At 73.3% G+C, this 26,427-nt stretch carries 18 protein-coding genes; 8 read left to right on the plus strand and 10 right to left on the minus strand.

What is annotated here, in order from left to right:
• Nucleotides 1-576 precede the first annotated feature (576 nt).
• Genes EV374_RS15385 through EV374_RS15395 form a run of 3 tightly spaced genes read right to left on the minus strand, consistent with a single transcriptional unit; the run spans nucleotide 577 to nucleotide 3,966 of the window.
• Nucleotides 577-1,341, minus strand: a complete 765-nt coding sequence (locus EV374_RS15385) for a succinate dehydrogenase/fumarate reductase iron-sulfur subunit (protein ID WP_132235856.1) — start codon at nucleotides 1,339-1,341, stop codon at nucleotides 577-579.
• Nucleotides 1,338-3,275: a fumarate reductase/succinate dehydrogenase flavoprotein subunit gene (locus EV374_RS15390; RefSeq protein ID WP_132235858.1), complete on the minus strand. Its 1,938-nt coding sequence runs from the start codon at nucleotides 3,273-3,275 to the stop codon at nucleotides 1,338-1,340. Before EV374_RS15390 ends, EV374_RS15385 begins: the two co-directional genes overlap by 4 nt.
• Before the next feature lies 1 nt (nucleotide 3,276).
• Nucleotides 3,277-3,966 (minus strand): succinate dehydrogenase cytochrome b subunit, encoded by a 690-nt coding sequence (locus EV374_RS15395; RefSeq protein WP_486485775.1) that lies wholly within the window; start codon nucleotides 3,964-3,966, stop codon nucleotides 3,277-3,279.
• Nucleotides 3,967-4,043: 77 nt separating this feature from the next.
• Between EV374_RS15395 and EV374_RS15400 the strand changes: the two genes are divergently transcribed.
• On the plus strand, nucleotides 4,044-4,973 hold the full coding sequence (locus EV374_RS15400) for a LysR family transcriptional regulator (protein ID WP_132235862.1): 930 nt from the start codon (nucleotides 4,044-4,046) through the stop codon (nucleotides 4,971-4,973).
• A 181-nt stretch (nucleotides 4,974-5,154) separates the two neighbouring features.
• Nucleotides 5,155-6,495 (plus strand): FAD-dependent monooxygenase, encoded by a 1,341-nt coding sequence (locus tag EV374_RS15405; protein WP_132235864.1) that lies wholly within the window; start codon nucleotides 5,155-5,157, stop codon nucleotides 6,493-6,495.
• Here EV374_RS15405 and hrpA read toward each other — a convergent pair.
• Nucleotides 6,462-10,487 carry an ATP-dependent RNA helicase HrpA gene (gene hrpA, locus EV374_RS15410; protein ID WP_132235866.1) on the minus strand — a complete coding sequence of 1,342 codons (4,026 nt, stop codon included), beginning with the start codon at nucleotides 10,485-10,487 and terminating at the stop codon, nucleotides 6,462-6,464. The genes EV374_RS15405 and hrpA overlap by 34 nt on opposite strands.
• 167 nt (nucleotides 10,488-10,654) lie before the next feature.
• Here hrpA and EV374_RS15415 point away from each other — a divergent pair, with 167 nt between their 5' ends.
• A complete protein-coding gene (locus EV374_RS15415; protein WP_132235868.1) occupies nucleotides 10,655-11,095 on the plus strand; it encodes a cytidine/deoxycytidylate deaminase family protein in 441 nt (146 codons plus the stop codon).
• A 12-nt stretch (nucleotides 11,096-11,107) separates the two neighbouring features.
• On the opposite strand, the gene EV374_RS15420 is transcribed toward EV374_RS15415, so the two are convergent.
• Entirely contained in the window at nucleotides 11,108-11,467 is a 360-nt protein-coding gene (locus EV374_RS15420; RefSeq protein WP_132235870.1) for a YciI family protein, read from the minus strand.
• A 154-nt stretch (nucleotides 11,468-11,621) separates the two neighbouring features.
• On the opposite strand from EV374_RS15420, the gene EV374_RS15425 reads away from it, so the two are divergent.
• The 4 genes from EV374_RS15425 to EV374_RS15440 are packed head-to-tail and all read left to right on the plus strand — an operon-like array spanning nucleotide 11,622 to nucleotide 15,574.
• On the plus strand, nucleotides 11,622-12,668 hold the full coding sequence (locus EV374_RS15425) for an iron ABC transporter permease (RefSeq protein WP_132235872.1): 1,047 nt from the start codon (nucleotides 11,622-11,624) through the stop codon (nucleotides 12,666-12,668).
• Complete coding sequence (locus EV374_RS15430; RefSeq protein WP_486485776.1) at nucleotides 12,665-13,756, plus strand: iron ABC transporter permease; 1,092 nt, start codon at nucleotides 12,665-12,667, stop codon at nucleotides 13,754-13,756. Before EV374_RS15425 ends, EV374_RS15430 begins: the two co-directional genes overlap by 4 nt.
• A 25-nt stretch (nucleotides 13,757-13,781) precedes the next feature.
• Nucleotides 13,782-14,630, plus strand: a complete 849-nt coding sequence (locus EV374_RS15435) for an ABC transporter ATP-binding protein (protein ID WP_132235874.1) — start codon at nucleotides 13,782-13,784, stop codon at nucleotides 14,628-14,630.
• A complete protein-coding gene (locus EV374_RS15440) occupies nucleotides 14,630-15,574 on the plus strand; it encodes an iron-siderophore ABC transporter substrate-binding protein (RefSeq protein ID WP_132235876.1) in 945 nt (314 codons plus the stop codon). Before EV374_RS15435 ends, EV374_RS15440 begins: the two co-directional genes overlap by 1 nt.
• 22 nt (nucleotides 15,575-15,596) lie before the next feature.
• Here EV374_RS15440 and EV374_RS15445 read toward each other — a convergent pair whose 3' ends face one another.
• From EV374_RS15445 to EV374_RS15455, 3 genes are all read right to left on the minus strand, one after another.
• Nucleotides 15,597-16,688: a glycosyltransferase family 2 protein gene (locus EV374_RS15445; protein ID WP_486485777.1), complete on the minus strand. Its 1,092-nt coding sequence runs from the start codon at nucleotides 16,686-16,688 to the stop codon at nucleotides 15,597-15,599.
• Nucleotides 16,689-16,733: 45 nt separating this feature from the next.
• Nucleotides 16,734-18,518, minus strand: a complete 1,785-nt coding sequence (locus tag EV374_RS15450; RefSeq protein WP_486485778.1) for a glycosyltransferase family protein — start codon at nucleotides 18,516-18,518, stop codon at nucleotides 16,734-16,736.
• Between the two features lie 155 nt (nucleotides 18,519-18,673).
• A complete protein-coding gene (locus EV374_RS15455) occupies nucleotides 18,674-19,318 on the minus strand; it encodes a hypothetical protein (RefSeq protein WP_132235878.1) in 645 nt (214 codons plus the stop codon).
• Between the two features lie 636 nt (nucleotides 19,319-19,954).
• Here EV374_RS15455 and helR point away from each other — a divergent pair.
• Complete coding sequence (helR, locus tag EV374_RS15460) at nucleotides 19,955-22,102, plus strand: RNA polymerase recycling motor ATPase HelR (protein ID WP_207914224.1); 2,148 nt, start codon at nucleotides 19,955-19,957, stop codon at nucleotides 22,100-22,102.
• 60 nt (nucleotides 22,103-22,162) lie between these two features.
• On the opposite strand, the gene EV374_RS15465 is transcribed toward helR, so the two are convergent.
• Both EV374_RS15465 and EV374_RS15470 read right to left on the minus strand, forming a co-directional pair.
• Nucleotides 22,163-23,533 (minus strand): MFS transporter, encoded by a 1,371-nt coding sequence (locus tag EV374_RS15465; RefSeq protein WP_207914205.1) that lies wholly within the window; start codon nucleotides 23,531-23,533, stop codon nucleotides 22,163-22,165.
• Nucleotides 23,534-23,890: 357 nt separating this feature from the next.
• Nucleotides 23,891-26,395 (minus strand): DEAD/DEAH box helicase, encoded by a 2,505-nt coding sequence (locus EV374_RS15470; protein ID WP_132235884.1) that lies wholly within the window; start codon nucleotides 26,393-26,395, stop codon nucleotides 23,891-23,893.
• Nucleotides 26,396-26,427: the final 32 nt, after the last annotated feature.

Here is a 26,427-nt window from a genome sequence, read left to right on the forward strand (position 1 = left end):
GGGGTGGCCGAGGGGCGGGGCGGCCCGCAGACGGCTGGGCCGTGGGCCGGCGGGCCCCGATGGCTGGGCCGGGAGCGGGTCGTCCCGGGCGGCGTCGAGGGCCAGGACCGCGAGGGCGGCGGCCAGCAGCCGCCGCAGGAACGGCCGGAGCGGGATGCGCAAGGCCGGGTGTACGTCCCCGAAGCGGCTCCGGCCCGGCGGTCCGGTCGCTGCCGGTCGCTGCCGGTGGTTGCCTGTCGTTGCCTGTCGAGCTGATGTCGCAGACGACTCAGCTCGACAGGGCGCGAGTGGCAGGGGCCAGGGAACAGAGGCCAGGGCCAGCGGCGACGAGGCGCGAGCGGCAGGGTGCGATGGCCCAGGGCCCAGGGCCCAGGGACAGGGGGTCGCGGCGGGCCGAACCTGGCGTGGTCGGGTCGGGGCGTGGCGCTGCGACGGCCGGCCCCGACTCCCACCTCGCGGCGCGGCCCGGGGCGGGGACGGCGGGCAGGCCACCGGGCAGGCGGTACGGCAAGGGCCGCCGCGCTCCCAAGGACGCGGCGGCCCCGCACCGGCGTCGCCGGCGTGACGTGCGGAGGCTCAGGAACCGGGGGTGTTGTCGCCCCGCTTCGAGGTGGCCATCAGGAAGTCGCGGTTGAGCCGGCCGATGGTGTTCAGCGGGATGCCCTTCGGGCAGACCACCGTGCACTCACCGGCGTTGGTGCAGCCGCCGAAGCCGGCCTCGTCGTGCGCGTCGACCATGCCGATGACCCGGGTGTAGCGCTCCGGCTGGCCCTGCGGCAGCAGCGAGAGCTGGGTGACCTTCGCGGCGGTGAAGAGCATGGCGGAGCCGTTCGGGCAGGCCGCCACGCAGGCGCCGCAGCCGATGCACTCCGCCGCCTCGAACGCGGCGTCCGCGTTGGCCTTGGCGACCGGGGTCGAGTGCGCCTCGGGGGCGCTGCCGGTCGGCGCGGTGATGTACCCGCCGGCCGCGATGATCTTGTCGAAGGCGCCCCGGTTGACCACCAGGTCCTTGATGACCGGGAAGGCCCGGGCCCGCCACGGCTCGATGTCGATCGTCTCGCCGTCGGAGAACTGCCGCATGTGCAGCTGGCAGGCGGTGGTGCCGCGCTGCGGCCCGTGCGCGTCGCCGTTGATCATCAGGCCGCACATGCCGCAGATGCCCTCGCGGCAGTCGTGGTCGAACGCCACCGGCTCCTCGCCGGCGAGGATCAGCCGCTCGTTGAGGACGTCGAGCATCTCCAGGAACGACATGTCCGGGGAGACGTCGTCGACCTTGTAGGTCACCATCCGACCCTTGTCCTCGGGACCGGACTGGCGCCAGATGCGCAGGGTCAGGTTCACTTGTAGCTCCGCTGCGTGGGGTGGACGTATTCGAAGTTCAGGTCTTCCTTGTGCAGCACCGAGGGCTCGCCGGTGGCGGTGAACTCCCAGGCCGCCACGTACGCGAAGCGGTCGTCGTCGCGCTCGGCCTCACCGTCGGGCGTCTGGTGCTCGGCCCGGAAGTGACCGCCGCAGGACTCCTCGCGGTGCAGGGCGTCGATGCACATCAGCTCCGCCAGCTCGAAGAAGTCGGCCACCCGGCCGGCCTTCTCCAGCGACTGGTTGAGCCCCTCGCCGGTGCCCGGCACCCGGACCCGCTGCCAGAACTGCTCGCGCAGGGCACGGATCTCGTCGATCGCCTTGCGCAGCCCGGCCTCGCTGCGCTCCATGCCGCAGTGCTCCCACATGATCTGGCCCAGCTCGCGGTGGAACGAGTCGACGGTCCGGTCGCCGTCGACGGCCAGCAGCCGCTGGATCCGGTCCTCGACGTCGGCGCGGGCCTGCACGGCCGCCGGGTGCGTGGCGTCGACCTTCTCGAACGGGCCGGACGCCAGGTAGTGGGCGATGGTGTTCGGCAGCACGAAGTAGCCGTCGGCCAGGCCCTGCATGAGCGCCGAGGCGCCGAGCCGGTTGGCGCCGTGGTCGGAGAAGTTGGCCTCGCCGATCACGAACAGGCCCGGGATGGACGACTGGAGGTCGTAGTCGACCCAGAGGCCGCCCATCGTGTAGTGCACCGCGGGGTAGATGCGCATCGGCACCTCGTACGGGTCCTCGCCGGTGATCCGCTCGTACATCTCGAAGAGGTTGCCGTACTTGGCCTCGATGGCCTTGCGGCCGAGCCGGTCGATGGCGTCGGAGAAGTCGAGGTAGACGCCGAGCCCTGTCTGGCCGACGCCGCGCCCCTCGTCGCAGACGTTCTTGGCGGCGCGCGAGGCGATGTCGCGGGGGACCAGGTTGCCGAAGGAGGGGTAGATCCGCTCCAGGTAGTAGTCCCGCTCGTCCTCGGGGATGTCCCGCGGACTGCGGGTGTCGCCCTTGGTCTTGGGCACCCAGACCCGGCCGTCGTTGCGCAGCGACTCGCTCATCAGGGTCAGCTTCGACTGGTGGTCGCCGGAGACCGGGATGCAGGTCGGGTGGATCTGCGTGTAGCAGGGGTTGGCGAAGTACGCGCCCTTGCGGTGCGCCCGCCAGGTGGCGGTGACGTTGCAGCCCTTGGCGTTGGTGGAGAGGTAGAAGACGTTGCCGTAGCCGCCGGAGGCGAGCACGACGGCGTCCGCGAACTCGGTGGTGATCTCGCCGGTGACCATGTCCCGGACGACGATGCCGCGGGCCTTGCCGTCGACGACGATCAGCTCCAGCATCTCGTGCCGGGTGTTCATCTCCACGTTGCCGAGGCCGATCTGCCGCTCCAGCGCCTGGTACGCGCCGAGCAGCAGCTGCTGGCCCGTCTGGCCCCGGGCGTAGAAGGTGCGCTGCACCTGCGCGCCGCCGAAGGAGCGGGTGTCCAGCAGGCCGCCGTACTCGCGGGCGAACGGGACGCCCTGGGCGACGCACTGGTCGATGATGTTGACCGAGACCTCGGCCAGGCGGTGCACGTTCGACTCCCGGGAGCGGAAGTCGCCGCCCTTGACGGTGTCGTAGAAGAGCCGGTGCACCGAGTCGCCGTCGTTGCGGTAGTTCTTGGCGGCGTTGATGCCGCCCTGCGCGGCGATGGAGTGCGCCCGGCGCGGGCTGTCCTGGTAGCAGTAGGTCTTCACCCGGTAGCCCTGCTCGCCCAGCGTGGCGGCGGCCGAGCCGCCGGCCAGGCCGGTGCCGACCACGATCACGGTCATCTTGCGGCGGTTGGCCGGGTTGACCAGCTTGGCCTCGAAGCGGCGGCGTTCCCAGCGGGTCTCGATGGGGCCGTCGGGAGCCTTGGTGTCGGCGATCGGGTCGCCCTCGGTGTAGAGATCCATGTCAGGACACCAATCCGGTGAGTACGGCGAACGGGACCGCCAGGTAGCCGGCGCAGAGCACGACGGCGAAGCCCAGCGCCACGGCCCGGGCCCGCCGCTCGCCGCGCGGGCTCTGCTGGCCGAGGCTGCGCAGCGCGCTGAACAGGCCGTGCCGCAGGTGGAAGCCGAGGGTGACGACCGCCAGGGTGTAGAAGAGCGTGACGTACCAGCGCTCCGGGGCGAAGTCGGCCACCACGTTGGCGTACGGCCGGCTCGGATCGCCGACCGGGTTCAGCGTGCCGGTGGTGAGGTCCAGGATGTGGTAGATCACGAAGAGCAGGATGATCACGCCGCCCCAGCGCATGGTGCGGGCCGCGTAGCTGCCCTGGACCTTCTTGCGGTGCGCGTACTGCACCGGGCGGGCGGCGCGGGCGCGCACGGCGAGGGCGGTCGCGGCCCAGATGTGGCCGAGCACCGACACCAGCAGACCGACCCGCAGGATCCACAGGAACCACACGCCCGGCAGGATCGGGGCGCCGATCTCGCGCAGCCAGTGCGCGTAGTGGTCGAACGAGGTCGCCCCCGTGAAGATCTTCAGGTTGCCGAGCATGTGCGCGATCAGGAACAGCACCAGGATGATGCCCGTCACCGCCATGACGGCCTTGAGGCCGACGCTGGAGCGGATGGGCGACCGAGTTCTCGTGACTACCACGCGATCGACGCTAGGAGCACTTGATTCAGTCGTCCAATGCATCGACCTCGCAGTCTTGATAGCTATAGGCTATGTAGATGCAGCTCCATCAGCTGAAGTACTTCGTTGCGGTGGCGGAAGTACGACATTTCACCCAAGCCGCCGACATCGTGGGCATCACCCAGCCTTCGTTGAGTAAGCAAGTTCACGCCCTGGAGGACGGCCTCGGCGCCCCGCTGTTCGAGCGGGTAAGGGGCAACATCACGCTCACCGCGGCCGGCGAGGTGCTCCTGCCGCTGGCCAAGCGGATCCTCGCCGACGTCGACACCGCGACCCGCGAGGTGCAGGAACTGGTCGGCCTGCGCCGTGGCCGGGTCCGGCTCGGCGCCACCCCCAGCCTCGCCACCTCGCTCGCCCCGCCCGTGCTGCGCCGCTTCCGCGACGCCCACCCCACCATCGACCTGCGGGTGGAGGAGAGCGGCTCGCAGGACCTGGTCCGCGGCCTGCTCCGCGGCGACCTCGACCTGGCACTGATCATCATGCCCGCCCAGGGCACCGACCCCGGGCTGCGCGCCGACCCCATCCTGCGGGAGAGCCTGGTGGTCGCCTCCGTCGAGGAGCTGTCGGTGACCCCGGAGACCGGGCAGCTGCGCGTCGCGGACCTGCGCGACCAGCCGATGGTGATGTTCCGGGAGGGCTACGACCTGCGCGACGCCACCCTCCAGGCCTGCCGGGAGGCAGGCTTCGAGCCGACCATCGCCGTCGACGGCGGCGAGATGGACGCGGTGCTGAGCTTCGTCGAGGCCGGGCTGGGCGTCGCGCTGGTCCCCGGCATCGTGGTGGCCCGGCGCCCCGGCGTGCGCGTCACCCGGCTGGCCCCACCCGGCGTCCGGCGGACCATCGCGGTCGCCCGGCGCCGCGACGTGGTACCCACCCACGCCGGCCGGGAGCTGCGCCGGATACTGCTGGACTACGTCCGCGACGCCACCACCGGCGGGGACCTGCCGCCGGGCGTCGAGCCCCTCTGACCCCGCCGGCACGCGCGCCGGCCGCATCGGTCCCAGGCCGCCGGACCGCGCCGCTCCCAGGCCGCCCGGCCGCGCTGGTCCCACGCCGCCGGTCCCAGGCCGCCCGGCCGCGCCGTCCGACGCCGCCAGGTGCGCACGACGGAAGACGACCGGGCCACGCCGGCCTGCCTACGCTGCCCGCATGGCAACGGGCAGCGCCGTGGTGATCGGCGCCAGCATGGGCGGGCTGCTGACCGCCTGCGCACTCACCGAGGCGTACGAGCGGGTCACCCTCGTGGACCGTGACCTGCTGCCCGAGCAGGCGGAGAGCCGCCGGGGCGTACCGCAGGGCCGGCAGTTGCACGTCCTGCTGACCCGGGGCCGGCAGGCGTTCGAGGAACTGCTGCCCGGGATCTCGGCGGAGCTGAGCGCGCGGGGCGTGCCCACGGTCGACCTGCACGAGCAGGTCCACTGGTACAACAACGGCCACCGGATGCGGCGCGCGCCGTCCCCGCTGTTCGCCCTCGGGGTCAGCCGGCCGCTGCTGGAGCAGGTCGTCCGGGAGCGGGTGGCCGCCCTGCCCGGGGTGCGGATCGTGGCGGGCTGCGAGGTGGAGGGGCTGACCACCACCCTCGACCGGGGACGGGTCACCGGCGTACGGCTGCGCCCCCGCGACGGGGATCCGACCACCGTCGCCGCCGACCTCGTCGTCGACGCCGGCGGCCGGGGCACCCGCAGCCCGGTATGGCTGGCCGAGCTGGGCTACCGGCCGGCGCCGGAGGAACGGGTCAAGGTCGGCGTCACCTACCTCACCCGCACCTACCGACGGGAGCCGCACCACCTGGAGGGGTTGCTCGGCGCGCTCACCAATGCCGTGCCCGGCCAGCCCCGGGGCGGCATCGTCGCCGTGCAGGAGCAGGGCCGGTTCGCGGTGGCGCTCAGCGGCATGCTCGGCGAGGAGCCGCCGGCCGACGACGAGGGGATGACCGCCTTCGCCGAGACCCTCGCCGCCCCGCAGATCGCCGACCTGTTGCGTACGGCGCGGCCGGAGAGCCCACCGGCGACGATGAAGTTCCCGGCCAGCGTGCGGCGGCGCTACGAGCGGCTGCGCCGCTTCCCGGCGGGCTACCTGGTGGTGGCCGACGCCGTGTGCAGCTTCAACCCGGTCTACGGGCAGGGCATGACGGTGGCCGCGCTGGAGGCCCTGTTGCTGCGCCGACTCCTGCGACGGCCGTCCGACCGGCTCGCCCGGCGGTTCTTCCGGGGCGCGGCCCGGCTGATCGACGGGCCGTGGTCCATCGCGGTCGGCACCGACCTGCGCTTCCCCGAGGTGCCCGGCCGCCGTTCGCCGCGGGTACGCCTGGTCAACGCGTACGTGGGTCGGCTGCACGAGGCGGCGACCCGGGACCCGGCGCTGGGCGCGGCGTTCCTGCGGGTGGTGAACCTCGTCGACCCGCCGACGCGGCTGCTCTCCCCGCCGGTGCTGTTGCGGGTGCTGCGCGGGTCGCCCTACCTGCCCTCGGCCTCGTCCATCGCCCGGTAGATCCGCTGCTCCGACACCGGGTACGGGGTGCCCAGCGCCTGGGCGAAGACGTTCACCCGCAGCTCCTCGACCATCCAGCGGATCTGCCGGACGGCCGTCGACTGCCGGCGCCCCGGCGGCAGCGCGGCGAGCATCTCCTGGTACTCCTTCTGCACCACCGCCACCCGGTCCTGCTGCTGCTTGTCGCGCTGCGGGTTGCCCGGCAGCCGGTCCAGCCGCCGCTCGATGGCGGTGAGGTAGCGCAGCAGGTCGGGCAGGCGCGCGTACCCGGTCTCGGTGACGAAGCCCTTGTGCACCAGGCCGTTGAGTTGGGCCCGGATGTCGGCCAGCGCGGCCACCACCGCCAGGTTCCGCGTGGCGCCGAGGCGCTGCTCGACCGCGTACGCGGCGGCGAGCACCCGGCGCACCCGGTCCATGATCTCGACCACGGTGTCCACCAGGTCGGCCCGGACCTTGTCCCGCAGGGCGGCGAAGCCCGCGGCGTCCCAGGCCGGGCCGCCCGCGTCGCCGATCAGCTTGTCGATGGCCGCCCCGGCCGCGTCGGAGATCAGCTCCTGCACGCCGCCGTGCGGGTTGCGGCTCAGCGCCAGCTTCGCCTCGTTGGACAGCCGCCCCTGGAGGAACTTCGCCGGCGACGGCACGGTCAGCCGCAGCAGCCGCCGCGTGCCCGCCCAGTGCGCGGCCTCCTGCTCGGCGGGCGAGTCGAAGACCTTCACCCCGACGGTGTCGCCCTCGTCGACCAGGGCCGGGTACGCGGTCACCGCGTAGCCCGAGCGGACCTGCTCGATGGTGCGAGGAAGATCGTCGATGCTCCACTCGCGCAGCCCGGTGCGGGCCACGTCGGGTGCTGCGGCGGCCACGACCTGGCGTACCTCCGCCTTGAGCTGGCGTTGCAGGGCCGACAGGTCCTTGCCCTCGGCGACCGGCTTGTTCTCCTCGTCGAGCACCCGGAAGCGGACCCGCAGGTGCGGCGGCAGCTTCTCCGGCTCCCACGCGTCCCGGGGCACGGTGACGCCGGTCATCCGCCGCAGCTGCCGGGTCAGCGCGTCCAGCAGCGGCTCCTCGCCGGCCGGCATCGCGGCCAGCGCCGCGCGCGCGAAGTCCGGCACCGGGACGAAGTTGCGCCGCACCGCCTTGGGCAGCGAGCGGATCAGCGCGATCACCAACTCCTCGCGCAGCCCGGGGACCTGCCAGTCGAAGCTCTCCGCCGGCACCTGGTTGAGCAGGGGCAGCGGGATGTCGACGGTCACGCCGTCGGTCGGGGTGCCCGGCTCGAACCGGTAGGTCAGCGGCAGGGTCACCCCGTCGGCGGACCACTCGTCGGGGTAGTCGGCCTCGTCCACGCCGGTGCGGCCGGCGTTGACCAGCAGCTCCCGGGTGAAGGTGAGCAGGTCGGGCTGCTCCCGGCGGGTCTTCTTCCACCAGGCGTCGAAGTGCCGCCCGGAGACCACGTCCGCCGGGACGCGCGCGTCGTAGAAGTCGAAGACGGTCTGGTCGTCGACGAGGATGTCGCGGCGCCGGGCGCGGTGCTCCAGCTCCTCGATCTCCGTCAGCAGCCGCTGGTTGTCCCGCCAGAAGTGGTGGTGGGTCTGCCAGTCGCCCTCGACGAGGGCGTGCCGGATGAACAGCTCCCGGGACAGCGCCGGGTCGATCCGGCCGAAGTTGACCTTGCGTGAGGTGACCAGCGGGATGCCGTAGAGGGTCACCTTCTCGTAGGCCATCACGGCCGCCTGCTTCTTCTCCCAGTGCGGCTCGCTGTAGCTGCGCTTGACCAGGTGCTGGGCCAGCGGTTCGACCCACTCGGGCTCGACCCGGCCGGCGACCCGGCCCCAGAGCCGGGAGGTCTCCACCAGCTCGGCCGCCATCACCCAGCGCGGCGGCTTCTTGAACAACGCCGAGCCGGGGAAGAGCGCGAACTTGGCGCCCCGGGCGCCCAGGTACTCGTGCTTCTGCGCGTCCTTGAGCCCGACGTGTGACAGCAGGCCGGGCAGCAGCGACTGGTGGACCTTCGGGGTGTCGATCTCCTCCGGCAGGTCCGCGCCGCCCCGGCGCCCGCCGCCGTCGCGCGCCGGTCGCCCTTCTTCGGGCGTACGCAGGACCTGGCGCAGCTGGCTGACGATGTCCTGCCACTCGCGTACCCGCAGGTAGTTGAGGTATTCGGCCTTGCACATCCGCCGGAACGCGCTGGACGACAGTTCGCGCTGCTGCTCGCGCAGGTGCCGCCACAGGTTGAGCAGCGACACGAAGTCCGACTCGCGGTCGGTGAACCGGGCGTGCGCCTGGTCGGCCTGGGCCTGCTTGTCGGCGGGCCGCTCGCGGGGGTCCTGGATGGACAGCGCGGCGGCGATCACCATCACCTCGGTGGCGCAGCCGTTGCGCTCGCCCTCGACGACCATCCGGGCCAGCCGCGGGTCGACGGGGAGCTGCGCCAGCCGCCGGCCCAGCGGGGTGAGCCGCTTCGCCGGGTCGGCCTCGGCCGGGTCCAGCGCGCCGAGTTCGTGCAGCAGGTTGACGCCGTCGGCGACGTTGCGCCGGTCCGGCGGGTCGATGAACGGGAACGCGGCGACGTCGCCGAGCCCGATCGAGGTCATCTGGAGGATGACCGAGGCGAGGTTGGTGCGCAGGATCTCCGGGTCGGTGAACTCCGGGCGGGACAGGAAGTCCTGCTCGTCGTAGAGGCGGATGCAGATGCCGTCCGAGGTGCGCCCGCAGCGCCCCTTGCGCTGGTTGGCCGACGCCTGCGAGACCGGCTCGATCGGCAGCCGCTGCACCTTGAGCCGGCTGCTGTAGCGGGAGATGCGGGCCGTACCCGGGTCCACCACGTACTTGATGCCGGGCACGGTGAGCGAGGTCTCCGCCACGTTGGTCGCGAGCACCACCCGGCGCCCGCCGTGCGGGGCGAAGACCCGGTGCTGCTCGGCGGTGGAGAGCCGCGCGTACAGCGGCAGGATCTCGGTGCCGCGCAGCGCCGGCTTCTTCTCCACCAGCTTGCCCAGCGCGTCCGCGGTGTCGCGGATCTCCCGCTCGCCGCTGAGGAAGACCAGGACGTCGCCGGGCCCCTCGGCGGCCAGCTCCTCGACGGCGTCGCCGATGGCCTGGACCTGGTCGCGGACGTTCTCCTCGTCCTCCCCGTCGTCCTCGCCCTCGGCCACCTCGACCAGCGGCCGGTAACGCACCTCGACCGGGTACGTGCGCCCGGAGACCTCGACCACCGGCGCCGGTACGCCGTCGGGCTCGTCGGCGGTGGGCGGGCCCGCGAAGTGCCGGGCGAACCGCTCGGTCTCGATGGTCGCCGAGGTGATGATCACCTTGAGGTCGGGGCGGCGCGGGAGGAGCTGCCGGAGGTAGCCAAGAATGAAGTCGATGTTGAGGCTGCGCTCGTGCGCCTCGTCGATGATCAGCGTGTCGTACTGGCGCAGCATCCGGTCGGTCTGCAACTCGGCGAGCAGGATGCCGTCGGTCATCAGCTTGACCAGGCTGCGGTCGCTCACCTGGTCGCTGAAGCGCACCTTGTAGCCGACCACGTCGCCCAGCTCGGTGCCGAGCTCCTCGGCGATCCGGTCCGCCACCGTACGCGCCGCGAGCCGGCGCGGCTGGGTGTGCCCGATCAGCCCGGTGATCCCGCGCCCCAGCTCCAGGCAGATCTTCGGCAGCTGGGTGGTCTTGCCGGAGCCGGTCTCGCCGGCCACGATCACCACCTGGTGGTCGCGGATCGCGGCGGCGATGTCGTCCTTGCGTTCGCTGACCGGCAGCTGGGCCGGATAGGTGACCACCGGCACGGCGGCGCGCCGCCCCGCCAGCACCGCCTCGGCCCGCGCCACGTCGGCGGCGATCTCGTCGAGCGCCGACTCCCTGCGCTGCGGGTCGCGCAGCCGGCGTACCCCGTCCAGGCGCCGTTGCAGGCGGCGCTGGTCGCGGAACATCAGGGGACTCAGGCGGCGGTGCAGCTCGCGGACGGGGTCGGTCGCGGCGGGTGCGGCTGGATTCTGCATGTCGTCGCCAAGGATAGGCAGCCGACGGCCGGACCGCCCCCGGGTTACCGCCGCCCCGCCCCGGGCCGCCCGCGCGCACGCCCGTCGGCGGCGCCCGTCAGGGGGAGCGCGGCGGTGCCGCCTCGGACTAGAGTGGGGCGCCGACCGACCTTGGCCACGGGGGATGGATGACGATGCGGGACACCGACCGGGCCCTGGTGCAGGCCGCCACGGCGGTCGCCAAGCTGCGCTGCCGCAGCGACAACCACACGGTCGCCGCCGCCGCGCGGACCACCGACGGCCGGGTCTTCACCGGGGTCAACGTCTACCACTTCACCGGCGGCCCCTGCGCCGAGGTGGTCGCGGTCGGCGCCGCCGCCACCCAGGGCGTCACCGAGCTGGAGACGATCGTCGCGGTGGGCGACCGGGGGCGCGGGGTGATCCCGCCCTGCGGGCGCTGCCGGCAGGTGCTGCGCGACTACTTCCCCACGGTCCGGGTCATCGTCGGGCCGATGGACGCGCTGCGGGTGGTGCACGTCGCCGAGCTGCTGCCGGAGACGTACGTCTGGGCCGACCAGCAGCTCGACGGGCCCGCCGGCCCGCTCCCCGCGCCCCGACCGGCCGACTGACGTCCCGGGCCGTCAGTCGCCGGCGGCGGCCGCCAGGATCGACCGGGGCATCGGCACGCTCTCGAACCGCACGATGCCCTCCGGCACCATCCAGCTCATCACCTGCACGCCCAGCCGCCCGGCCCGCACGGCCGGGTCGTTGTGGTAAAGCTCTCGGGCCTCCTGCGGGGAGATGGAGAGCACGACGAACCCGCGCAGCCGCTCGTCGTCGGCGTCGACGAAGGGCCCCGCGGCCAGGACGAGCCCCTGTTCCACCAGCCCCGCGTGGTGGGCCAGGTGGGCGTCCTGCAACCGGTCGGCCGCGTCCAGCGGTAGCTGCGGCGCGTCCGTCGGCCGGCTCAGGAGCACCACGGTGTGCTGGTCGAATCGCATGCTGACAACCCTAGGGCGGCCGGGGCCGCCGCCCGACCGGATCCGGCGCTGTCCGCCCTGCTCAGCGCCGCCCGGATCGACGACGGCGAGTTAGGCCCGGCCAGGGCGTTCCGCTACGGTAAGGCGACCCTAAGCCCGAACGTGCAGGAGCCTCGTGACCACCCTCGCCACCCGACCGGCGCCTGCCGGCACCCGGCCTCGGGCGCGTGGGGGTCGTCGGCTCGCGGTCACGGTCGCCGCCGCGCTGGTGCTGCTGCTGGCCGTGCTGGCGAGCTTCGCGCTCGGCAGCCGGGCGCTGGCCGTCGACGAGGTGTGGCGCGCGCTCATCGCCCCGGACGGCGGCGACGCCGCCACCATCGTGCGGGAACTGCGGATGCCGCGCACGGCGCTGGGCCTCGCCGTCGGGCTGGCGCTCGCCGTCGCCGGCGTCCTCTTCCAGGCCCTCACCCGCAACCCGCTGGCCGAACCGCGGATCCTCGGCATCAGCGCCGGCGCCTCGTTCGGCGTGGTGCTGGCCATCTCCGTCTTCGGCGTGGGCACCCTCGCCGGGTACGTCTGGTTCGGCATCGCCGGTGCGCTCGGGGCCGGCGTGCTGGTCTTCGCCGTCGCGGCCAAGGCCCGCGAGGGCGCCAGCCCGGTCACCCTCGCGCTGGTCGGCGCGGCCCTCGACGCCAGTCTCGCCTCCGTGGTGTACGCGCTGCTCAGCATGGACGCCCGCACCTTCGAGGAGTACCGCTTCTGGGTGGTCGGCGGGCTGACCGGCCGGGACCTCACGGTGGCCGCCCAGGTGGTGCCGTTCGTGCTCGCCGGGCTGGTCCTGGCCGCCCTCGTCGCGCGGGGCCTGGACGCGCTCGCCCTCGGCGACGACGTGGCCCGGGGCCTCGGGCACCGGATCGGGCTGGTCCGCCTCGGCGGCGGCGTCGCCGCGGTGCTGCTCACCGGGGCGGCCGTGGCCGCCGCCGGGCCGATCGCGTTCGTGGGGCTCGCGGTGCCGCACCTGGCCCGCGCCCTGGTCGGCGCCGACCATCGCTGGACCCTCGCGGTCTCGGCACTGCTCGGGCCCGCGCTGCTGCTCGGCGCCGACGTCGTCGGTCGGCTCGTCGCGCCGCCCGGGGAGGTGCCCGCGGGCATCGTCACCGCGCTGATCGGCGCCCCGCTGCTGGCCTTCCTGGTCCGCCGCGCCAAGGTCGTGACGGCGTGAGCGCCCCCGCCGCCCCCGCCGCCGGGCGGCCGGCGGGCCGTCCCCGGGTGGGCGTCACCGCGCTGCCGGGGCGGTCGCTCGTGCGGATCGGCCCGGTCAGCGTGCAGGTCCGCCGCCGCTCCGTGCTGGTCGCCGCCGCGCTGGTCGTGCTGCTGCTCGCCGCAGGGGTGCTCAGCCTCTCCCTGGGCACCCCGTACGTCGCCCCGGCCGACGTGCTGCGCGCCCTCTCCGGCGCCGGCACCCCGTACGACCTGGTGGTCCTCGACCTGCGCCTGCCCCGGCTGGTGCTGGCCGCGGTGGCCGGCGCGGCCTTCGGGGTGGCCGGCACGCTGATCCAGAGCGTGGCCCGCAACCCGCTCGCCAGCCCCGACGTCGTCGGCATCACCCAGGGCGCCGGCCTCGCCGCGACGGTGGCCCTGACGACCGGCGCCGCGGCGGTGCTCGTGGCCCCGGCGGCGCTGCTCGGCGGGCTGGTCGCCGCCGCGCTGCTGTTCCTCCTCGGCGCCCGGCACGGGCTGGCCGCCCAGCGGTTCGTGCTCGCCGGCGTGGCGGTCGCCTTCGCGCTGCGGGCCCTGACCGAGGTCGTCCTGCTCACCGCCGACCCGATCGACGGGCTGCGCGCGCAGATCTGGCTGATCGGCACGCTCGCCGGCAAGGGCTGGAACGAGAGCCTGTGGATCGCCCTCACCCTGGCCGCGCTCCTGCCGGTGCTGGCCTGGGCCGGCTGGGCGCTGAACAGCACCGCCCTGGACGACGACACCGCCCGGGGGATCGGCCTGCGCCCGGTGGCCCGTCGGGCCGGCCTCGCCGGCACCGGGGTGCTGGCCGCCGCGATGGTCACCGCGCAGGTGGGCGCGGTGGACTTCGTGGCCCTCGTCGCCCCGCAGCTGGCCCGGCGGCTGGTCCGCGCCGAGCGCCCGCCGCTGCTTAGCGCCGCGTTGCTCGGGGCCCTGCTGCTGGTGCTCGCCGACCTGGGCGGCCGGCGGCTGTTCGCCCCCACCCAGCTGCCCGCCGGGGTGCTGACCGCCGCCATCGGTGGCCCGTACCTGATCTTCCTGCTGCTCCGTGGCCGGCGGCGGCCCTCGTGATGTCCCACCCTGGCAAGGAGGCGTGATGCTCTCCACCCGCGACCTGGTCGCCGGCTACGACGAGCGGACCGTGCTGGACGGGCTCGACCTGGAGCTGCCCGGCGACGCGTTCACGGTGATCGTCGGGCCGAACGCCTGCGGCAAGTCCACCCTGCTGCGCACCATCGCCCGCCTGCTCACGCCCCGGCGCGGCGCCGTGCTGCTGGACGGCACCGCCATCCGGGACCTGCCGACCCGCGAGGTCGCCCGCCGCCTCGGCGTGCTGCCGCAGAGCCCGCTGGTGCCCGAGGGGGTGACCGTCGCCGACCTGGTCGGCCGGGGCCGGCAGCCGTACCAGCGGTGGTGGCGGCAGTGGTCGGAGTCCGACGGGGCCGCCGTCGACCGGGCCATGGCGCTCGCCGACGTGACGGCGCTGGCGGACCGGCCGGTCGACACCCTCTCCGGGGGCCAGCGGCAGCGTGTCTGGATCGCCATGACCCTCGCCCAGGACACCGAGGCGTTGCTGCTGGACGAGCCCACGACCTTCCTCGACCTCGCGCACCAGGTGGAGGTGCTGGACCTGCTGCACCGGCTGCGCGTCGAGCGGGGCCGGACGGTCGTCGCCGTACTGCACGACCTCAACCAGGCCGCCCGGTACGCCGATCACCTGATCGCCATGCGCTCCGGTGCCGTGGTGGCCGCCGGGCCGCCCCGGGAGATCCTCACCGCCGACCTGGTCCGGGACGTCTTCGGCCTCGACTGCGTGGTCGTGCCCTGCCCGGTGACCGGGGCGCCCCTGGTGGTGCCCGCGCTCACCAGTCCCTCCCTGACCCGCCTGCCCGCCGGGAACGCGGCGACGCCGCTGACCGGCTCGCACCCTTCGAAAGGAATCTGATGCGTCGTCTCGCCGCCGCCCTCACCGCGGCGCTGGCCCTCGGCGTCGCTCTCACCGCCTGCGGTGAGAGCGACCCGGTCGCCGACACCACCACCGGACAGACCCGGGAGATCGTCCACGCCATGGGCACCACCAAGGTGCCGGTGGAACCGAAGCGTGTCGTCGTGCTCGACACAGACAAGATCGACACGGCCCTGACACTCGGCGTCACACCGGTCGGCGCCGCCACCGCCGGCGAGGCGAAGAGCTGGCCGACCTACTTCGGCGAGGAGAAGCTCGCCGGCATCAAGGAGGTCGGGGTGCTCACCGAGCCCGACCTGGAGGCCATCAACGCCCTCAAGCCGGACCTGATCCTGGGCAGCAAGTTCCGCCAGGAGAAGTTCTACGACGAGCTGGCCGCCATCGCGCCGACCGTCTTCACCGAGAAGGTCGGCATCACCTGGAAGGAGAACTTCCTCTTCGACGGCGCGGCGCTCGGCAAGGAGCAGCAGGCCAAGGACCTGCTGGCCGCGTACGAGACGCGGGCCAGGGAGTTCGGCGGCAAGCTCGGCAACGCCGCCGAGCGCAAGGTCTCCATCGTCCGCTTCATGCCGACCGAGATCCGGGTGTACGGGCCGGACTCGTTCTCCGGCATCGTCATCGGCGACACCGGCCTGGGCCGCCCCGAGCGGCAGCAGCTCACCGGCAAGGAGGACCGGCGGATGGACCGGGTCAGCCCGGAGCGCATCGGCGAGGTCGACGGCGACGTCATCTTCGTCACCGCGTACGGCGAGAAGGCCGCCGCCGAGCAGGCCAAGGTCACCGGCGGGACGCTCTGGAAGGGGCTGTCGGCGGTCAAGGCCGGCAAGTCGCACGTCGTCTCCGACGAGATCTGGATGACCGGCATCGGCATCGGCGCCGCGAACAAGATCCTCGACGACCTGGCGAAGTACCTCACCGCCTGACCCGTGTCGCGCGCGGCAGCCGCTACGGCTGCCGCGCGTCACCCGTCACGGACTCGCCGGCGGCGCGCCGCAGCGAGCGGTACCGGGAGGGGTCCTCGCGGGCCGGCCCGCCCTGCCGGACCCGCCCGGCCGGGTGCACCGCCGGCTGGTCCGGCACCCGGGGCGTCTCCCCGTGCTGCGTGACCAGGTCCTCGGTCTCCTGGACCAGGTAGTGCGGCCGACGCTTGGTCTCGTAGTAGATCCGGCCGATGTACTCCCCGATCACGCCCAGGATCGTCATCTGGATGCCGCCGAGACCGATCACGCTGACGATGATTGTGGTGTAGCCGGGAACGTCGATTCCCTTGCTGACGGCGTCGGCGACCACCCAGGCCATGTAGACCACCGCGATCAGGGTGAGGAACAGGCCACCGTAGATCGCCAGCCGCAGCGGCCGGTTGTTGAACGACAGCAGCCCGTCGAACGCGTAGTTGAACAGCTTGCCGAACGTCCACCTGCTCCGGCCCGCCTGCCGGGTCTCGTTGCCGTGCGCGACCACCACCGTCCGGAAGCCGATCCAGGAGAACAGCCCCTTGGAGAAGCGGTTGTACTCCGGCATCGCCAGCACCGCGTCCACCGCCAGCCGGGACAGCAGCCGGAAGTCACCCGCCCCGTCCAGCAGCCGCACGTCGATCCACCAGTTGACCACCCGGTAGAAGGACCGCGAGGCCAGCATCCGGACGAAGCGGTCGCCACGCCGGTCCCGGCGCGCGATCACCTGGTCGAAACCCTGCCGGTACAACGCCACCATGTCGGGCAGCAGCCGGGGCGGGTGCTGGAGGTCGGCGTCCATGATGACCACCGCGTCCCCGGTGGCCCGCTCCAGCCCGGCCAGCATCGCCGCCTCCTTGCCGAAGTTGCGGCTCAGCGACGTGTAGCGCACGGCGGGATCGGCGGCGGCGAGCCGGCGCAGCGCCACGAGGGTGCCGTCGGAGCTGCCGTCGTCGACGTAGACCACCTCGATGTCGACGTCGGTGAGCTCCGCGACCGCGGCGGTCACCGCCGTGTGCAGGCGCTCCACCGAGGCCTCCTCGTTGAAGCAGGGCACCACCAGCGACAGGCGCACCTGCGTCACCCCGCCCGGCCGGCGCCCGAGGACGCCCGTCCCGCGCCGCCCCGCTCAGAGGCGGTAGACCAGCACACCATCGATCTCCTCCCGGGTGATGCCGAGCCCGTCGATCGGCCGGTCCGCGATGCCCTCCCAGGGCGTCCCGGCGGTCCAGCCCGGCAGGGCCACCACGGACCGCACCCCGATTCCCCGCAGGTACGTCACGCTGCCCGCATCGGGGAAGGTGGCCGTCGCGACCCGGGTCTGCGCCTGGGTGACCGGCTCGAACCCGCCCAGCCCGTTCGTGACCCGGGGGAACCCGTCCGTCGTCCACGACATGAAGATCAGGTCGACCGCGCCGCCGGCGGGCAGCACCAGCATCGGCTCCGCCGCCGTACGCATCGCGGCCGGCGGCGTCGGCACCACCGGATGCGGCGTCCGGTTGACCCCCTCCAGCCCGACCAGGGCCAGCGGCACCAGCAGGAGCACCGGTGCCAGGAGCCTGGCCCAACCCCGGGACGACCAGCGCCGCACTGCCGTGGCGAACACCGTCACCGTGCCCGCCGCCAGCACCGCCAGCAGCAGGCTCGTCCAGTGCATCATCCGGCCCGGCGTCCGCAGCGCGTCCCAGCCCGGCAGGTGCTTCGACAGCGTCAGGTAGCCCGGATCGCCGTCGCCGCCCAGGGTGACGCCCAGGCCCAGCAGCACCGTGCCGAGCACACCGAGCGCCAGCGCGACCCGGTGCCGGGCCGGGTAGACCGAGACGAACAGCCCCGCCGCAGCCAACGCGAGCAGGACCATCCCGGGCAACAGCGCCATCTCCGGCGGCCAGGACAGCTGTTCCCGCGCCGCCGCGTGCCGCTCGCCCCACCACCACGAGTCCGCCGGGGCGGTGACGAAGCCGATCAGCGGCGGCGAGAACATCTCCGTCCAGGCCAACGACCGTTCGGCCTGCGGGTTGAGGTCGACGACCTTCAGATAGACCAGGCCCAGCAGGAGCGTCACCGCGCCGAAGACGGCGCCACCGGCCACGTCGGCGAGCAGCAGCCGCCGGCCGAACGCGGGTCGTCGCCCGCGCCGCCACCAGGACCAGCCGTAGCCGCCGGCCCCGACCAGCACCGCGGCCAGCAGGAAGTAGACCAGTGGCAGCCCGATGCCGAAGCCCAGGCTGATCTGCCAGGCGGCGACGAGCCACCCCGCGAGGGCCCAGCCCGGTCGCCGCCGCTCCGGCCGGTAGCCGTGCCGCAGTGACCAGCCGTGGCCGCGCGCCAGCATCGCCAGGCACAACGCGATCCCGCCGCTGGACAGGATGTTCAGGTGGCCGGAGTGCGCCAGCCGCCAGGGCGCGTACGCCCACGCGATGCCGGCGACCGCCCCGCCCAGCCGGCCCGCCCCGAGCTGCCGGGCCAGCGCGTACGCCCCGATGAAGGCCAACGCGTGCACCAGCACGTACATCACGTTGTAGCGGACCAGGGCGGCCTCGAAGCCCGAGCCGAGCATCCCGAACGGGGCGTAGCCGAGCAGGGTGTCGCTGTAGGCGTACGTGTAGGTCTCGGGGAAGAAGGTGTTCGAGTGCCAGAGACCGGCCGGGTTGTTGAGCACGGCGTGCCCGGCCCAGGCCATCTGCCACGCCTGCAACGTGGGGTCGCCGATGTCGCCGGGGATCGTGCTCGCGGGGTGCCGCATCGTCGGCCAGGTCAGCACCACGGCCAGCAGCAGCCCGCCGAGCACCGCCAACGTCCATTCGTGGCGCAGCCACCACCACCGCTCCCGCCGGCCGGGGTCCCTGGGCGCGGGAACCTGCTCGTCGTCGGCGATCTCGGCGGGCGGACGGGCGTCCGTGGACCCGGTGGTCATGAGGATAGATGATTCACGATGCTGTGCGTCGTGTCGATCCGCCGCCCGGGATGTGGGCTTTCGCGCGGGTCCGCCGACGCGCCCGGGACGCACGTCCGGTCCGGCCAACGTCGGCCGGACCGGGCGAGCGGGATCGGGTGGGTGGTGGGCAGGGGTCAGGCGGCGGTGGCCCAGATGGCCCGGAAGGCCGCCGCCTCGCCGGCCAGCCACCGCTCGATCTGCTCCGGGCGGGCGTCGGCGGGCATGCGGTGGGCCTCGCCACGGCGGACGTCGACCAGGACCGGCTCGGCGTGCGGGAGCACCGCGTCCATGTGCCGGGCCATCAGGTGCAGGGTGGCCAGCGTCGCCTCCTCGCTGGGCGGCGCCTCGTCGAAGTGCAGTCGGACGGCCTCGACGCGACCGTCGGCGTGCCGTACGCCGAACTGGGGGTTGACCTTGACGGGCAGGTCGCCCAGCATCGCGAGCGCGTCGCGGGTCTGGGCGAGGTCGACGGCCCTCGGTTCGCCGAGGGAGCGCAGCCAGGTCGTCGCGCCGGGGACGAGGGCCTGGTAGAGCGGTCGCCAGCGGGGCTTGACCACGTCGACCACCTGGTCGAGGTGGGTGCCGCCGGTGTGGAAGGCGATGTCGGCCTTGAGCGCCTTGACGAACTGGCCGTGCGGGTTGAAGCCGGAGCGGCTGGCCCGCTGCTTGCGCAGGCCCCCGACGAAGGTGGCCTTCGTCGGGCCGGTGCGGTCGACGTAGCGGGTGAAGCCGAGCAGGGTGGCGTAGGGGGTGGGTGGGGCGGAGGCGGGCGTGGTCACGGGCGTCCTCCCAGGTCAGGACCTCGATTAGTACACACATTCTAATCGACGGGTGTGACATCTCCCAGGGTTCGCGGGGGACTCTCTCGCCCGGTCCGCCGACGGCCGACCGGCACCGGCTCATCGAGGCGCGGGGGAGCGCGGGACACTTCTGCTGCGTTGCCGGGACCGACTGCAGGAACTCTTCGACGACGTGGTTCGCGTACCCAGCGCATAGCTGCCGCGCGAAGACGGGCCACCGACGCGCCCGCGGGAGATCCGCGCCGACGGCCCGCGCCGAGGCGCGCACCGCTGCCGCTGTCCGGTGCCCATCTTGTGCGGCGCCGATTCCGAAGGGTCTTCCGCCCCGGAAAGAAACACTCCGGACAGAAACAAAGGGAAAGGGAGTGTGACCACCCCTTTCCCTTCTCAAGATATATCGCACCCGGGGGCTTGCGGCAAGACCCCATCCGTGCCGCAGAATCACCGGCCGAGGCCGCGAGCTGCGGAAACGGGACCAGCGAAAGCGTGGGTCGCCGTCGACGTACGGCCGAATGGAGATGTCGAGCCGATGGCCGGACGCCCGGTGCGCGCGTGCGGCGCACGGCATCGCGGGCCGGGAGCCGGAACGAGAGTGGAGTTGCCGACGTGGATCGCCTGACGACCATTGTGTTCGACCTTCCCGACCACCTCGCCGCCAAGGCCGACCCGACGCTGATCGCCGCCGACGAGCAGCACTTCGCGGCAGTCGCCGGGAGCATCGAGCGGACGGGCACCGAGTTGTCCGACCGCCTCGACGCCGAGCGCCGGGCCCCCGGTGGCAAGGGCCGGCAGGCGGTGGACCGGGACATGGAGGTCCGCCGGCTGGCCGCCCGCCTGCGCACACTGCGCCGCTTCGGCGTGGATCTCTGCCTCGGCCGGATGGTCGGCGCCGACGATCCCGCGCCCGTGTACGTCGGACGGCGCGGCCTCACCGACGGCGCGGGCGGGCGGCTGCTGCTCGACTGGCGTTCCCCCGCGGCCGAGCCGTTCTTCGCGGCGACGCACGCCAACCCGATGGGCCTGGCGAGCCGCCGCAGGTACCGCTGGACACGCGGCCGGATCACCGACTACTGGGACGAGGTGTTCACCCCGGACGCCCTCGTGGGGCACGCCGCCGCGCTCGACGACCAGTCCGCCTTCATCGCCAGCCTGGGCGCCAGCCGGTCGCCGCGGATGCGCGACGTGCTCGGCACGATCCAGGCCGACCAGGACGCCATCATCCGGGCGGGGTCGAGCGGGGCGCTCGTCGTGGACGGCGGTCCCGGCACCGGCAAGACCGTCGTCGCGCTGCACCGCACCGCGTACCTGCTCTACGCCGACCCGCGCCTCGGTCACCGCCGGGGCGGGGTGCTGTTCGTCGGGCCGCACCAGCCCTACCTGGCGTACGTCTCCGACGTGCTGCCCAGCCTGGGGGAGGAGGAGGTGCAGACCTGCACCCTGCGCGACCTCGTACCCGAGGGCGCCTCGGCGAGCGTCGAGACCGACCCGGAGGTGGCCCGCCTGAAGTCGTCGGCGGCGATGGTGAAGGCGATCGAGTCGGCCGTCAGGTTCTACGAGGAGCCGCCGACCGCCCCGATGACGGTCAGCACGGACGAGGCCGACCTCCGGCTGCGCGCCGCCGACTGGGCCGAGGCGTTCGAGGCGCCGGGACCCGGTACGCCCCACAACGAGGCGCGCGACGAGGTCTGGGAGGAGCTGCTCACGATCCTGGCGGAGAAGTACGACGGCGACGAGCCCGACGACGTGGTCCGCGCCTCGCTGCTGCGCAACCGGGAGCTGCGTACGGCGTTCAACCGGGCCTGGCCGCTGATCGAGGCGACCGACCTCGTCGGCGACCTGTGGTCGGTGCCCGCCTACCTGCGCCGGTGCGCTCCCTGGCTGAGCCCGGACGAGGTCCGCGCCCTCCAGCGCCGCGACGCCGGGGCGTGGACGGTGTCCGACCTGCCGCTGTTGGACGCGGCACGGCAGCGGCTCGGCGACGCGGAGGCGTCCGGGCGCAGGCGCCGGCAGGAGGCCGTCGTCGCCGTCGAACGCGCGCGCATGGCCGCCGTCGTCGACGACCTGATCGAGGCCGACGCCTACGACGACGGCGAGGGCGTGCTGTCGAGCCTGCGTCAGCTGGACCTCCAGGACGCCCTGGTCGACGAGACCGCCCTGCCCCACGTGGAGCCGGATCTGCTCGCCGGACCGTTCGCCCACATCGTGGTGGACGAGGCTCAGGAGCTGACCGACGCCGAGTGGCAGATGCTGCTGCTGCGCTGCCCGTCGGGGAGCTTCACCATCGTCGGGGACCGCGCCCAGGCCCGCCGCGGGTTCACCGAGTCGTGGCGGGAACGGCTGGAGCGCGTCGGGCTCGACCGGATCACCGTGACCTCCCTGACCGTCAACTACCGGACGCCGGAGGAGGTCATGGCGGAGGCCGAGCCCGTCATCCGGGCCGTGCTCCCCGACGCCAACGTGCCGACCTCCATCCGTGGCGGCGGCGCTCCCGTCGTACGCGGGTCCGCCGCCGATCGGGACGCGATCCTCGACACCTGGCTCGCCGCCCACGCCGAGGGGACCGCGTGCGTCATCGGCGACCCCACGTTCCGGGCGACGTCCCGCGTCCGGTCGCTGACCCCGGAGCTGGCGAAGGGACTGGAGTTCGACCTGGTCGTCCTCGTCGACCCGGACGCGTTCGGCGCCGGCGTCGCCGGCGCGGTGGACCGCTACGTCGCGATGACCCGGGCGACCCGTCAGCTCGTCGTCCTCACCACCTCCTGACGACGCGCCCGCCGCGCGTCCCGGGCACGCGGCGGCGCCGGGACGCGCGGCGGCAGAGGCTCACGCCGCCGGGCGCCCGGCATCCCGTCGTCGCAGGAGGAGACCGACGCCGACGGCGGAGACCGCGCCGAAACAGCCGAGCGCCGTCGCGACGACGCGCAGCGCGGCGGTGAAGCCGTCGCCGGCGAGGTGCCCGCCGCTGACGATGGCGAGGGTGGAGCCGACGAGCGCGAGCGCGACCGTCTCGGTGACGAGCCGGCCGGTGTTGAACAGCCCGGCCACCGTGCCGGCCTGTCGGACGGGCGCGCTGGAGATGGCGAGTCCGTCGATCACGCCCGTGGTGGCGCCGACACCGGCCCCGATCAGCAGCAGCGGGAGCAGGAGGGAACCCGGTGTGCTGTCGGGCCCGACGGTGGTGAGGGTGAACATGCCCGCCGTGCCGAGGGCGACCGCCCCGACTGACAGCAGGCGGGGTGAGCGACGCGCGACCATCGCTCCGACCGGGGGCAGGACGACCGAGGGCAGGGTGAGCATGAGCATCCACAGCCCGGCTCGCCCGGCGTCGAGGCCGGCGACGTCGATGAGGTAGGAGGGCAGGTAGACCAGAAGGGGAACGAGCAGTCCCATCATGGTCGCGGCGACCAGCGAGTACCCGACGAAGCGCTGGTCGCGCAGGAGGCCGAGGTCGAACATCGGGTCGGTGCCGCGCTTCTCGACCCGTACGAAGGCGATCCCGCAGATCACGAGGGCGACAAGCGCGGCGATCACCGACGGATGCGAGGCACCCAGGGCGGGTGCCTCGACGAAGGCCCAGATGAGGAGCGCGAGCGCGGCGGTGAACAGCGTGCCGCCGGCCCAGTCGATCCTCCTTCTCGCGCCAGGCAGGGCGGGCAGGAAGGGGCACACCAGCAGCACGACTCCCGCCAGCGTGGCGGGGACCGCGAAGACGGCCCGCCACCCGAGCGCGTCCACCAGCAGGCCGGAGATCGTGGGCCCGAACGCGAGGCCGACGCCGAGGACCGCGCCGAGCGCGCCGAACACCCGGGTCCGGGCCGGTCCGCCGAAGGTCGCCGCCAGGATCGACTGACCGGTCGCCGTCGCCGCTGCCGCCCCCGTACCGGCGAGGACGCGTGCGAGGTTGAGGACCGTGGCGTCCCGGGCCAGCACGCACAGCACGCTGCCGGCGAAGAAGACCGCGACCCCGGCAGTGAAGAGGCGGCGCTTGCCGAGCAGATCCGCGAGCGAGCCGCCGAGGGCCAGGAACGCCGCGAAGCAGAGGTTGTAGCCGTTGACGACCCACTGTGCCGTCGTGAGCGACGTGTCGAGATCGTGCTGGATGCCGGGAAGCGCGACGGACGCCCCGGTGATGGTCAGCGGGAACGACAGCGACGACAACAGCACCGCGGTCAGGGTGAGGGCGCGCGCGTTCACCGCGACCACCGACCCGGGACGACGACGATCAGGAGGAGACGGAAGCGGGGGGCGTCACAGGGGACGGGACAGGTGGATGCAGAACTGTGCACGAAAGGCTCCGGACATCGCATGCGGAGCCGGGCAGCTCGGACGGCCACACCGGCGAAGGGTCGCTGATGCGGCGGAGCGGAAACGCAGAGCGTTCGGCAGTCTGGGGTTTCGCGCCGCCGCTAGGGGCGGCGCACCCTGTCCGAGGCGGGCACGGGGTCAACGTAGTCCAGAGCGGTTCACCCCGGCAACGCGATACCTGCCCGTGGGCACCCGGAGCACCGCGGCGGGGCCGGCCGGAGCCGGCCCCCACGGTCGTGGCGGTGGCTAGAGCTGGCCGACCGAGGTGATCCGGACGACCGCCGCGCCCGCCTCGTCGGAGGCCGCGAGGTCGATCTCGGCGCTGATCCCCCAGTCGTGGTCGTCCTCGGGGTCGTCGAGGATCTGCCGGACCGTCCACCGCTCCCGGCCCTGCTCGATCATCAGCAGCGCCGGGCCGCGGGCGTCCGGACCCACCCCGATCGAGTCGTACGCCTCGAAGTACGGCTCCAGGGCGTCGGCCCAGGCGTCCGCGTCCCAGCCCGACGCGGCGTCCAGCTCGCCGAGGTCGTACCAGCGGCGCAGGGCGGCCAGCTCGACCCGGCGGAACAGGGCGTTGCGCACCAGCACCCGGAAGGCCCGGGCGTTGCGGGTGACCGCCGGCACGCGGTCGTCCAGCGCCTCGGCGGCCTCGGCGGCGTCGGTGGGGTTGCGCAGCCGCTCCCACTCGTCGATGAGACTGGAGTCGACCTGCCGGACCAGCTCGCCGAGCCACTCGATGAGGTCGACCAGCTCCTCGGTCTTGGCGTCCTCGGGCACCGTCTGGCGCAGCGTCTTGTACGCGTCGGCGAGGTAGCGCAGGACCAGCCCCTCCGACCGGGTCAGCCCGTAGAACTGCACGTACTCGGTGAAGGTCATCGCCCGCTCGTACATGTCCCGGACGACGGACTTGGGGGAGAGCTGGTGGTCGGCCACCCACGGGTGCCCCTGCCGGTACATCTCGTACGCCGAGTCCAGCAGCTCCGCGAGGGGCTTCGGGTGGGTCACCCCGTCGAGGAGTTCGAGGCGGGCCTCGTACTCGATGCCCTCGGCCTTCATCGCGGCGACCGCCTCGCCGCGCGCCTTGAACTGCTGCGCGGAGAGCACCTGGCGCGGGTCGTCCAGGATCGACTCGACCACCGAGAGCACGTCGAGGGCGTACGCGGGGGACTCGACGTCGAGCAGCTCGATCGTGGCCAGCGCCAGCGGGGAGAGCGGCTGGTTGAGGGCGAAGTCGAGCTGGAGGTCGACGGTGAGGCGGACCCGCCGCCCGGTCTCGTCGGGCTCGTCGAGCTGCTCGACGACCCCGCCGGCGCGCAGCGCCCGGTAGATGGCGATGGCGCGGCGGATGTGCCGGCGCTGGGCGGCGCGGTCCTCGTGGTTGTCGGTGAGCAGGTGCCGCATCGCGGCGAACGCGTCGCCGGGCCGGCCGATGACGTTGAGCAGCATCGAGTGGCTGACCTGGAAGCTGGAGGTGAGCGGCTCCGGCTCGGCCTCGACCAGTCGGTCGAAGGTGGGCCTGCCCCAGCCGATCGAGCCCTCCGGCGGCTTCTTACGCACCACCTTGCGCCGCTTCTTCGGGTCGTCGCCGGCCTTGGCGAGCGCCTTCTCGTTGTCGATCACGTGCTCGGGGGCCTGTACGACCACCCGGCCGACGGTGTCGAACCCGGCCCGCCCGGCCCGCCCGGCGATCTGGTGGAACTCGCGGGCCTTGAGCAGCCGGGTGCGCACCCCGTCGTACTTGGACAGGCCGGTGAAGAGCACGGTGCGGATCGGCACGTTGATCCCGACGCCGAGGGTGTCGGTGCCGCAGATGACCTTGAGCAGGCCGGCCTGGGCCAGGGTCTCGACCAGTCGGCGGTACTTGGGCAGCATCCCGGCGTGGTGCACGCCGATGCCGTGCCGGACCAGCCGGGACAGGGTCTTGCCGAACCCGGAGGTGAACCGGAAGTTCCCGATCGCGGTGGCGATCATGTCCTTCTCGGCGCGGGTACAGACGTTGACGCTCATCAGCGCCTGGGCGCGTTCCAGGGCGGCGGCCTGGGTGAAGTGCACGACGTAGACGGGTGCCTGCTTCGTCTCCAGCAGCTCTTCGAGCGTCTCGTGCAGCGGCGTCATCGCGTACGAGAAGATCAGCGGGACCGGCCGCTCGGCCGAGCGGACGACGGCGGTGGGCCGGCCGGTACGCCGGGTCAGGTCGTCGACGAAGCGGGTGGTGTCGCCCAGCGTGGCGGACATCAGGACGAACTGCGCCTGCGGCAGCTCGATGATCGGCACCTGCCACGCCCAGCCCCGGTCGGGCTCGGCGTAGAAGTGGAACTCGTCCATGATCACCTGGCCGACGTCGGCCCGGTCGCCCTCGCGCAGCGCCAGGTTGGCGAGGATCTCGGCGGTGCAGCAGATGATCGGCGCGTCGGCGTTGACGCTGGCGTCGCCGGTCAGCATGCCCACGTTGTCGGCGCCGAAGACCTCGCAGAGGGCGAAGAACTTCTCCGACACCAGCGCCTTGATCGGGGCGGTGTAGAAGGTCGTCCGGTCGTCGGCCAGGGCCGCGAAGTGCGCCGCGATCGCGACCAGGCTCTTGCCGGACCCGGTCGGCGTATTCATGATCACGTTGGCGCCGGAGACGATCTCGATGACCGCCTCCTCCTGGTGGGGGTAGAGGTCGAGGCCGCGCTCCTTCGCCCAGCCGGCGAACGCGTCGAAGAGGGTGTCGGGGTCGGCGCTTGTCGGCAGCGCGGCGGTGAGCGTCATAGCCCGTCCATGGTGCCTGGATCATGCCCCCG

This window comes from Micromonospora sp. CNZ303 (genome assembly GCF_004345505.1).

Excerpts from the sequence above, each read along its gene's own strand:
- EV374_RS15390 (WP_132235858.1), bottom strand. The coding sequence starts at position 3,275 with ATGGATCTCTACACCGAGGGCGACCCGATCGCCGACACCAAGGCTCCC.
- EV374_RS15400 (WP_132235862.1), top strand. The coding sequence starts at position 4,044 with ATGCAGCTCCATCAGCTGAAGTACTTCGTTGCGGTGGCGGAAGTACGA.
- EV374_RS15405 (WP_132235864.1), top strand. The coding sequence starts at position 5,155 with ATGGCAACGGGCAGCGCCGTGGTGATCGGCGCCAGCATGGGCGGGCTG.
- hrpA (WP_132235866.1), bottom strand. The coding sequence starts at position 10,487 with ATGCAGAATCCAGCCGCACCCGCCGCGACCGACCCCGTCCGCGAGCTG.
- EV374_RS15415 (WP_132235868.1), top strand. The coding sequence starts at position 10,655 with ATGACGATGCGGGACACCGACCGGGCCCTGGTGCAGGCCGCCACGGCG.
- EV374_RS15420 (WP_132235870.1), bottom strand. The coding sequence starts at position 11,467 with ATGCGATTCGACCAGCACACCGTGGTGCTCCTGAGCCGGCCGACGGAC.
- EV374_RS15435 (WP_132235874.1), top strand. The coding sequence starts at position 13,782 with ATGCTCTCCACCCGCGACCTGGTCGCCGGCTACGACGAGCGGACCGTG.
- EV374_RS15440 (WP_132235876.1), top strand. The coding sequence starts at position 14,630 with ATGCGTCGTCTCGCCGCCGCCCTCACCGCGGCGCTGGCCCTCGGCGTC.
- EV374_RS15450 (WP_486485778.1), bottom strand. The coding sequence starts at position 18,518 with ATGACCACCGGGTCCACGGACGCCCGTCCGCCCGCCGAGATCGCCGAC.
- EV374_RS15470 (WP_132235884.1), bottom strand. The coding sequence starts at position 26,395 with ATGACGCTCACCGCCGCGCTGCCGACAAGCGCCGACCCCGACACCCTC.